The sequence below is a fragment of the Photobacterium piscicola genome (assembly GCF_900166965.1).
Taxonomy (GTDB): domain Bacteria; phylum Pseudomonadota; class Gammaproteobacteria; order Enterobacterales; family Vibrionaceae; genus Photobacterium; species Photobacterium piscicola.
In genome coordinates, this window is record NZ_FUZI01000006.1 from 170229 (window position 1) to 180197 (window position 9969).

The 9969-nt window shown below is 42.5% G+C and carries 6 protein-coding genes, 1 tRNA gene and 2 rRNA genes; 6 read left to right on the forward strand and 3 right to left on the reverse strand.

The features are described from left to right. From CZ809_RS15755 to CZ809_RS15780, 6 genes are all read left to right on the forward strand, one after another. Positions 1-1737, forward strand: coding sequence for a glycoside hydrolase family 9 protein (locus CZ809_RS15755; RefSeq protein WP_080158520.1), 1737 nt, complete (start codon positions 1-3; stop codon positions 1735-1737). Beyond that, a complete protein-coding gene (locus CZ809_RS15760) occupies positions 1730-2620 on the forward strand; it encodes a glucosamine kinase nucleotide-binding domain-containing protein (RefSeq protein WP_080158521.1) in 891 nt (296 codons plus the stop codon). Before CZ809_RS15755 ends, CZ809_RS15760 begins: the two co-directional genes overlap by 8 nt. Before the next feature lie 10 nt (positions 2621-2630). Then, on the forward strand, positions 2631-4559 hold the full coding sequence (locus tag CZ809_RS15765; RefSeq protein WP_080158522.1) for a beta-N-acetylhexosaminidase: 1929 nt from the start codon (positions 2631-2633) through the stop codon (positions 4557-4559). Between the two features lie 41 nt (positions 4560-4600). Then, positions 4601-7006: a glycoside hydrolase family 94 protein gene (locus CZ809_RS15770; protein WP_080158523.1), complete on the forward strand. Its 2406-nt coding sequence runs from the start codon at positions 4601-4603 to the stop codon at positions 7004-7006. Between the two features lie 63 nt (positions 7007-7069). Further along, a complete protein-coding gene (locus CZ809_RS15775) occupies positions 7070-8482 on the forward strand; it encodes a phosphoglucomutase/phosphomannomutase family protein (RefSeq protein WP_080158524.1) in 1413 nt (470 codons plus the stop codon). A gap of 282 nt (positions 8483-8764) precedes the next feature. Beyond that, a complete protein-coding gene (locus CZ809_RS15780; RefSeq protein WP_080158525.1) occupies positions 8765-9151 on the forward strand; it encodes a hypothetical protein in 387 nt (128 codons plus the stop codon). Between the two features lie 418 nt (positions 9152-9569). Here CZ809_RS15780 and CZ809_RS15785 read toward each other — a convergent pair. The 3 genes from CZ809_RS15785 to rrf (CZ809_RS15795) form a co-directional block, all read right to left on the reverse strand. Beyond that, positions 9570-9646, reverse strand: a tRNA-Asp gene (locus CZ809_RS15785). A 32-nt stretch (positions 9647-9678) separates the two neighbouring features. Further along, positions 9679-9794: ribosomal RNA gene (rrf, locus tag CZ809_RS15790) — 5S ribosomal RNA — on the reverse strand. A gap of 50 nt (positions 9795-9844) precedes the next feature. Beyond that, positions 9845-9960, reverse strand: a 5S ribosomal RNA gene (rrf, locus tag CZ809_RS15795). Positions 9961-9969: the final 9 nt, after the last annotated feature.

A 9969-nucleotide genomic window follows, 5' to 3' on the forward strand; every position in this document is an offset into this window, starting at 1 on the left:
ATGCAGCTGTTAATTAATCACCTTGGTTATGAGTGCTTTAATACAAAGCAAGCATTACTACAAACAACATCACAAACACTGTCAGGCCAAGCCGAATTAGTGTGCAATCATACTAACCAAACTATTATGCAGCTGCCATTAACTGCATGTGGCACCACCGCACAATGGCATACGGGCAATATTTACCAAATTGATTTTTCTGCTTGCCAAAAAGCAGGTGATTACCGTATTCGTTACGCCAATATTGAAACACCTGTTTTCAGCATTGCTGAAGGCCTATTAATGCAACGTACTTTCAGTGATGTTCTACACTATTTCAAATCACAACGTTGTAGCGGCATTTATGATCATGCCGACAGCCAAGCGCAATTACTCAATAGCGAGACTCTCGTTGATGTTCGTGGCGGTTGGTATGATGCGTCAGGTGATGTCAGTAAATATTTAAGTCACCTTTCTTACGCTAATTATCTCAATCCTCAGCAGACACCGATGATTGTTTGGAACATGCTCAAAGCTTATGAAATTGCAGAAGATCAAGCTGATATTGCTGATTTCACTCGGGTACGTTTATTAGAAGAAGCGTTATTTGGCGCAGACTTTTTAATACGTATGCAAAGCGATGACGGCTTCTTTTACATGACGGTGTTTGATAAATGGAGCAAGTCGCCAGCACAACGTGATATCTGCGCCTATGCAACCCAAGATGGCATCAAAACTGATGACTATCAAGCAGGTTTTCGTCAAGGTGGTGGTATTGCTATTGCCGCTTTAGCTGCCGCTGCTCGTATAACAACCTTACCATCTTGCAGTCGTATTCCTCATAGCGACAACGTGCAGAGTGAGTCATATCTGCAAGCAGCAGAACGTGGCTATTGGCACTTAAAACAACACAATATTAACTACCTCAACGATGGTACTGAAAATATCATTGATGAATACTGCGCTTTATTAGCCGCAGTAGAGCTTTATCGCGCTACCCATCAGCAGCGTTACTTAACTGAAATGCGTGAGTGGGCGCAGCGTTTAAGCAATCGTCAAATGTCTGATGCCAATATTAACGATTATTGGTCAGCAACCGCAGATGGTAGCCGCCCTTATTTCCATGCAGCAGAAGCAGGCTTACCCGCGATTGCCTTAATGCAATATTTAGCCGCAGAGCCAGAAACAAAACAGCAGCAACAGTTACACCCAGTTCTGGTGAATACGCTTAATTTTGAATTAACGTTAACGACTGAAGTTAATAATCCATTTGGTTATCCACGCCAATATACCAAAGCTGTTAATGGTGATAAGCAAACAGCATTCTTTGTCGCTCATAACAATGAATCAGGTTATTGGTGGCAAGGTGAAAATGCCCGCATTGCCTCTCTCGCGAGCATGGCTTATATGGCACAAGATCACCTCACCGATCCTAAATTAAAACAGCATCTAATGGACTATGGCCAACAGTTAATGAATTGGATTTTAGGCTTAAATCCTTTTGATATGTGCATGTTAGACGGCCATGGTCACAATAACCCTGATTACCTTCCACAACTTGGTTTTAGCAATGCTAAAGGCGGAGTGTGTAATGGCATCACATCCGGCTTTGAAAATGAACAAGATATTGCCTTTAATCCAGCAGCACAAAAAGATGACATGTTGCAAAACTGGCGTTGGGGAGAGCAATGGATCCCTCATGGTGGTTGGTATTTATTAGCCACTGCGCTGCAATTTAAGGAACGTCACCATGGCTAATTTCCCTTATCGTTATCTCGTGGGTATTGATGGTGGTGGCACGTCTTGTCGCGCTCGTATTTGTGATTTAGATGGCAATATTTTAGGTGAAGCCAAAACGGGTAGCGCTAATATTTTGCTTGGTAGTGACATTGCCATGGCATCAATTCAACAAGCCATTACTCTTGCGGCCCAACAAGCACAATTAACCTTAGCTGACTATTCTGCAATGACGGTTGGATTAGCACTTGCTGGCGCAGAACAACAACAAGCATGGCATGCTTTTATGCAACAACCTCACCCTTATGGTGCAATCACATTAAATACTGATGCTTATGGTGCTTGTTTAGGTGCTTGGGGCGGTAAAGATGGTGCGATTTTAATTTCAGGAACAGGCTCTTGCGGCATTTTATTACTTAATGGTAAGCAATATGTTGTCGGCGGACGTGAATTTCCTATTTCAGATCAAGGCAGTGGTGCAGTGATGGGATTGCACCTTATTCAGCAAGTGCTACTCAGTGTCGATGGTATCGTGCCGAAAACAGAACTGGCTCATCATGTATTAACCCATTTCGATCATGATATTGATGCCATTGTTAGTTGGTCAAAAACCGCTCGGCCTTGTGATTATGGTCAATTCTCACCGGCTATTTTTACGTTTGCCGAACGCAACGATCCACTTGCTATCTCATTACTGCAACAGACAGCCGCTGATATTGAAATGTGGATGCAAGCATTGATATTACGTGGTGCACACAACATTTGCCTAATGGGGGGGATTGGTGAACGTATTCAAGCATGGCTAACACCACCAATGCAACATCGTCTAGCAACACCTCAGGGTGATGCCATGGATGGTGCTATTGCAATGGCGCGCGGCAATCACAACCTATTTGTACGTTAAGGAAACATAAATGACTTATCGTCTTGATTTTACAGTAATAGAAAAAGCGAAAGGCTATTGCCGCTATGCGTTAAGTTTACATAACTTAACCGATCAGGCATTGCACGGATGGTCACTGTATTTTTTTATAAGCCGCTGCATTGATCCCGCTTCAGTCTCGGTGGGAACGATTAGCCAAATGGGTAGCTACAGTTGCCTATCACAATTACCGCCGTTAGAGGCTAATGGGCACTTTTACACTGAATTTACCATGAGAACCATGCCATTTAATCTTCATGATGATGGTATTCGTGAAGCCTTTATTGCTTTGGGTAATGACCAACATCAGATTGCGCCATTAAAAGTTTACACCACCGCAATTAATTTAGATCAAGAGTCGATCGAGCGTTACTGTACCCCATTACCTAACGTCGGTTGTGATATTGCATTAATTCCACAACCGAACCAGTTAACTCGTCTTCACGGTGAATTTGTTTTTAATCAAACAACTGCAATTGAAACGCCACCAGCTTTAGCGCAAGGGGCTATCAATTGGTTAAGTGCTGAATGTAAAAAACATTTTAATGAAACAATGCCAATTCACCCTCAGGGGAATATTCATTATCACGTTAGCAATGACATTATCGAACACGGTTATCAGTTATTGATTGAAAGCGATAATATTTGGATTCAAGCCAGCTCTGCAACAGGGTTTGTGCATGCGACCTCAACGTTATTACAATTATTACCTAATAGTCCAAGTCATGCGGCTAATGCAACTTATTGCGTACCAATGGTAGAAATTACCGATCAACCACATTATGGCTACCGCGGCATGATGCTTGACTGTGGACGTCATTTTCACCCCGTCGATCGTATTAAACATCTATTAGATCATCTAGCACGCTATAAATTTAATACTTTCCATTGGCATCTAACCGATGATGAAGGTTGGCGCATTGAAATTGATGCCTACCCTCAATTAACTGAAATTGGTGCCTGGCGTGGTCCAAATGAAGTTATCGTGCCACAATTTAGTCATATTGATCAACGTTATGGTGGTTTCTATACCAAGCAAGACATTCGTGATGTTATTGCTTACGCCAGCGATCGCGGTATCACGATTATTCCTGAAATTGATATGCCAGGTCACTGCCGCGCCGCCATTTTATCCTTGCCTGAACTATTAAAAGATCCCGATGATCATTCGGTATATCGCAGCATTCAAAACTACCCTGACAATGTTTTATCACCAGCATTAGCCGGAACTTACACCTTTATTCAAACAGTATTGGATGAAATTTGTGCTCTATTCCCTGCTCCATTTGTACATATTGGCGCAGATGAAGTACCAAAAGGTGTGTGGTCTGACAGTGTGGCTTGCCAACAATTAATGGCAGACAACAACTACCACGATCCAATGGAACTTCAAGGCCATATATTACGTTTTGCTGAGCAAGTATTACGTGATAAGGGCAAACGAATGATGGGTTGGGAAGAAGCCACCCATGGCAATAAAGTCAGTAAAAACACCGTGATTTTTTCTTGGCTTAGCGAAGAAGCAGGGCTTGAATGCGTCAAAAATGGGTTTGATGTAGTAATGCAACCTGCGCAATCTACCTACCTCGACCTTGCTCAAGGTTACTCTGCAGATGAAGCAGGTGTCGATTGGGCTGGCAAGTTAACCTTAGATAAAGTTTACAATTATCACCCACTTAGCATGATCGCTTCGGAAAATTCTGAGCGACAGCACATTTTAGGCATTCAAACGGCACTTTGGTCAGAATTAATAAATAACCAAAGCCGATTTGAATATATGATTTATCCGCGCTTACTAGCTGTATCGGAGATCTGCTGGAGCACACCACAACATCGTAACTGGGATGACTTTAAAGCTCGCTTAAAAGGTCAACTTAACTATCTAGACAAGGCGGGCATTAATTACCGCCACTGTGAATAACCACGCACACAGTAAAGTGAATATTTTAAGGATTAGAAATAATGAAATACGGTTATTTTGACAACGACAACAGAGAGTACGTTATCACTCGACCTGATGTCCCAGCACCATGGACCAACTATCTTGGTACTGAAAAGTTCTGCACAGTGATTTCACAAAATGCGGGTGGTTACTCTTTCTATAAGTCACCAGAATACAATCGTGTGACCAAGTTCCGTCCTAACGCGACATTTGATCGCCCAGGACACTATGTTTACCTACGTGATGATGCAACAGGTGATTACTGGTCTATTTCATGGCAGCCAGTAGCAAAAAGTCTTGATGAAGCGAAATATGAAGTGCGTCACGGCTTGTCATACTCAAAATTTGCATGTGAGTACAACGGTATTGCTGCACAAAAGACATTATTTGTGCCGATTGGTGAAGATGCTGAAATTTGGGATGTAGTACTAAAAAACACCACGGATGAAGTGCGTACAATTAGCGCATTCTCTTTTGTTGAATTTTCATTTAGCCACATTCAATCTGACAACCAAAACCATCAGATGAGTCTTTACTCTGCAGGTACATCTTATGAAGATGGCGTGATTGAGTACGACTTATATTACAACACCAAAGAAAAAGAAGGTTACTACTACCTAGCATCAAGCTTTGCCCCTGATAGCTATGATGGTCAGCGTGATACTTTTATCGGTGCATACCGTGATGAATCAAACCCAATTGCAGTTGAAAAAGGCCGTTGTTCTAATCACGTGCAAACCTGTTACAACCATTGTGGTTCTCTGCACAAACAATTCACCCTTCAACCGGGTGAAGAAGTGCGCTTTAACTACATTCTAGGTATTGGTAAAAACGAAGGCCAACGTCTACGTCAAAAATACCAAGATAGCGCTGCCGTTGATGCTGCATTTGCAGAAATCAAACACCATTGGGAAAGCCGTTGTAATAAATTTAAAGTCACGTCGCCAAACGAAGGCTTAGACACCATGATCAACACTTGGACGCTATACCAAGCAGAAACGTGTGTTGTATGGTCACGTTTTGCTTCGTTTATCGAAGTGGGCGGGCGTACAGGTCTTGGTTACCGTGATACAGCTCAAGATGCGATCTCAGTACCACATTCAAACCCAGCAATGACACGTAAGCGCTTAGTTGATCTGCTTCGTGGTCAAGTTAAAGCGGGTTACGGGTTACACCTGTTTGATCCTGATTGGTTCGATCCAGAAATGGCCGATGTTAAGCCATCAAAATCGCCAACAGTTGTTCCAACCCCAAGTGATGCCGATAAGATCCACGGTATTGATGATACGTGTTCAGATGACCACCTATGGTTAGTCCCTACTATCTGTAAGTACGTGACAGAAACTGGCGAAGAAAGCTTCCTTGATGAAGTGATCCCATACGCTGATGGTGGTAATGCAACTGTTTATGATCACATGAAAGCGGCGCTTAATTTCTCTGCTGAATATGTTGGCCAAACCGGTATCTGTAAAGGTCTACGCGCCGATTGGAATGACTGCCTAAACTTAGGTGGCGGTGAATCAGCAATGGTCTCGTTCCTTCACTTCTGGGCACTACAAGAATTTATTCAACTGGCTAAATACCAAGGTAAAACAGCCGATATTGAAAAATACACTGAAATGGCTGCCAATGTTCGTGAAGCCTGTGAAACCCATTTATGGGATGACGAAGGTGGCTGGTACATTCGTGGTTTAACCAAAAATGGCGACAAGATAGGTACCGCGCAACAAACTGAAGGTCGTATTCACCTTGAGTCAAATACTCTTGCTGTTCTATCAGGTATGGCATCACAAGATCGTGGTGAACAAGCAATGGATGCGGTTGATGAAAATCTTTATTCAGAGTTTGGCTTACACCTCAATGCACCCTCATTCTCAACCCCTAACGACGACATTGGTTTTGTAACCCGTGTATACCAAGGCGTTAAAGAAAATGGCGCTATCTTCTCACATCCAAACCCTTGGGCATGGGTAGCAGAAGCAAAACTAGGCCGTGGCGACCGTGCAATGAAGTTCTATGATGCACTTAACCCATACAACCAAAACGACATGATTGAAACACGCCTAGCTGAACCTTATTCTTACGTGCAATTTATCATGGGCCGCGATCACCAAGATCATGGTCGTGCCAACCATCCATGGTTAACAGGTACGTCTGGTTGGGCTTACTTTGCCGTGACTAACTTTATTCTAGGTATTCAAACAGGCTTTGATGGTTTAACTATTAATCCATGTATTCCAACTGAATGGCCAGGATTTGAAGTAACGCGTGAGTGGCGAGGGGCAACATACACAATTAATGTTACTAACCCAGATCATGTCAGCAAGGGGATTAAATCTATCACGCTTAACGGTCAGTCAGTCGAAGGTGCAATAGCGCCCCAAGCTGAAGGTTCTGTGAATACTGTTATGGTCGTAATGGGCTAATCACTTTTCGGGGAGTGGATTTACTCCCCTATTTTATTTTGCGAGAGAAATAGGAGTTCCTCCATGATTCAATTTGGAACCGGTGGTTGGCGTGCCTTTATTGGCGAAGAGTTCACTCAAGCTAATGTACGTTTAGTAGCACAAGCTATTGCTAACATCATGATCACAGAATCAGTAACAGAAAATGGTTTTATTATCGGCTATGACCGTCGCTTTTTATCAGATAAAGCCGCGACATGGTTTGCTGAAGTATTAGCAGGAAACAATATCAAATGTAGCTTTATCAACCGCTTTGTACCAACACCCATTGTTATGTTTAAAGCCAAACAAACAGGTGCAACTTACTCTGCTTGTATTACTGCCTCGCATAACCCTGCGGACTATAACGGCATTAAAGTCTTTATCGAAGGCGGTCGAGATGCTGATGAAATTATTACTCAAAAAATTGAACAACAAATTTCAGTATTAACCGTAGCCGATATTAAACATGTCGATTTCGAACAAGCTCAACGTGATCAATTAATTGAAATCATCAATCCAATGAACGAGTTCGTTGACTCGGTCATTTCTTTACTTGATTTAGACGCAATTAAAAAAGCTAACCTACGCGTTCTTATTGACCCTATGTTTGGTGTGGCAAAAAATGCCTTACAAACCGTATTGATCACTGGTCGTTGTGATGTTGATGTTATCAACGATGGTGAAAATCCAGGCTTTGGCGGCCTAATGCCATCACCAAGTGCGGCAACGCTTTACCGCCTTAAACATTTAGTGGCTCAAGAAGGTTATGATATTGGTATCGGTACTGATGGCGATGCCGACCGTTTAGGTATCATTGATGAAAAAGGTAACTTTATTCATCCTAATGAAGTGCTATTACTGCTGTATTACTACCTACTTGAATACAAAGGCTGGAAAGGCTCTGTAGTACGTAATATCGCAACCACTCACCTTCTTGATAAAGTCGCTGCAGCTTATGGCGAAAAATCCTTTGAAGTACCGGTTGGCTTTAAGCATATCAGTTCTCAAATGGAAGCTGATGACTCATTACTTGGCGGTGAAAGCTCTGGTGGCCTCACTATTCGTGGCCATATCAAGGGTAAAGATGGCATTTTCGCATCGAGCCTATTAGTTGAAATGATCAGCTCAACCGGTAAAAAATTATCTGAGCTATTAGATGAAATTTATGGCCGTTTTGGTTATGCCTATACTGCCGAGGGTGACTGTACTTTTAAAGCCGCAGAGCGTGAACGTCTTTATAATAAAATTTATATTGAAAAATCACTGCCTGAATTTGATTATGACATCGAAAAAGTCAGTTACGCCGATGGTGCCAAGGTTTACTTTAAAAATGGTGGCTGGGCGATAGCGCGTTTCTCTGGCACAGAGCCTTTACTGCGTTTATTTGTAGAAATGGAAGATCAAACTCAAGCAGAAGCAGTTTTACTGCAATTTAAACAATTTCTTTCGGTATAACAGTTAGTTATTTTCATTGCTAAGTCCTAGTAACACGCCTTATAGCTGTTACATTGTGCAGATCAGTTGTTATGATCTTTGCCACAGGGTAGTCTTTTGACTACCCTTTTCTTTGTTACAACGTTGAAAGCCTCCAATTAACAATAACCAATCATTGGTCACAAACCACACTATTGATATTATCAATTAATCAAAAAACGCATCACGTCACATACAATTAGCTAATTAAGGTCCATGCTTATCTCAACAAATAAAACTTTCTGCGTAAGGTAAGGAGTTGTTATGAAAAAGGCCATCATTGCTGTCACTATGATCGCGCTCGCCATGTTATTTAGCGAACATTTTCATTCATTCTCAGTTGGGTTTACACTGGCGATTGTTGCTGTCAGTTGTAGCTATTTAATTGCTTACCAAGCTATTCGTCGACCACAATATGCGATGAGTTTTTTAGTTGTTGCCGCATTGACGAAACTCGCTATTACAGTTACAGGTGTTATTTGGGTCTTTTCTGCCAAAATAATCCATTCACCGCTAACATTCCTTATCGCTTATGCCCTTTTCTCTGTCGTTATTACTTATTTTGTTTCACGTTATCGTGCACGTCGCCGAGATATTAGTGACCAACAGCAACATGAAATCTTTCACACTGGCCTCTATGAATTGAAGTAGTTTTCTACAGACGAAAAGAAACCTGAATCTTTCGATTCAGGTTTCTTCAATAATGTGAAGTGGACGGGACTTGCCATACCTAACATCAGCGCGCCCCCCGGCGTATCAGGCCGCTAAGCTTCCCAATAAAAAGCCTAGCCAACTGAACTACCACTCCGCAGTGTCTATTCAGCATCATCTTACTTTTATACAGGCGAAAAAAAACCTGAATCGTTAGATTCAGGCTTCTTCAATAATGTGAAGTGGACGGGACTTGCCATTCCGAAAATCAGCGCACCCCCGACATGACTGGCCGCTAAGCTTCCCAATAAAGAGCCTAACCAACTGAACTACCACTCCGCAGTGTCTATTCAGCATCATCTTACTTTTATACAGGCGAAAAAAAACCTGAATCTTTCGATTCAGGTTTCTTCAATAATGGCGGAGTGGACGGGACTCGAACCCGCGACCCCCGGCGTGACAGGCCGGTATTCTAACCAACTGAACTACCACTCCGCAGTGTCTATTCAGCATTTAAGCAATTTGAAACTTAGCAATGTCCTACTCTCACATGGGGAGACCCCACACTACCATCGGCGCTACAACGTTTCACTTCTGAGTTCGGCATGGGATCAGGTGGTACCGCTGCGCTATGGTTGCTAAGTAAATTCTGTGTCTATTACTGTTAAATTAATAACAATAATATAAATTTGAGCCTGGCGATGTCCTACTCTCACATGGGGAGACCCCACACTACCATCGGCGCTATTACGTTTCACTACTGAGTTCGGCATGGGATCAGGTGGGTCCATAACGCTATGGTCGCCAAGCAAATTCTG

Excerpts from the sequence above, each read along its gene's own strand:
- CZ809_RS15755 (WP_080158520.1), top strand. The coding sequence starts at position 1 with ATGCAGCTGTTAATTAATCACCTTGGTTATGAGTGCTTTAATACAAAG.
- CZ809_RS15770 (WP_080158523.1), top strand. The coding sequence starts at position 4,601 with ATGAAATACGGTTATTTTGACAACGACAACAGAGAGTACGTTATCACT.
- CZ809_RS15775 (WP_080158524.1), top strand. The coding sequence starts at position 7,070 with ATGATTCAATTTGGAACCGGTGGTTGGCGTGCCTTTATTGGCGAAGAG.
- CZ809_RS15765 (WP_080158522.1), top strand. The coding sequence starts at position 2,631 with ATGACTTATCGTCTTGATTTTACAGTAATAGAAAAAGCGAAAGGCTAT.
- CZ809_RS15780 (WP_080158525.1), top strand. The coding sequence starts at position 8,765 with ATGAAAAAGGCCATCATTGCTGTCACTATGATCGCGCTCGCCATGTTA.
- CZ809_RS15760 (WP_080158521.1), top strand. The coding sequence starts at position 1,730 with ATGGCTAATTTCCCTTATCGTTATCTCGTGGGTATTGATGGTGGTGGC.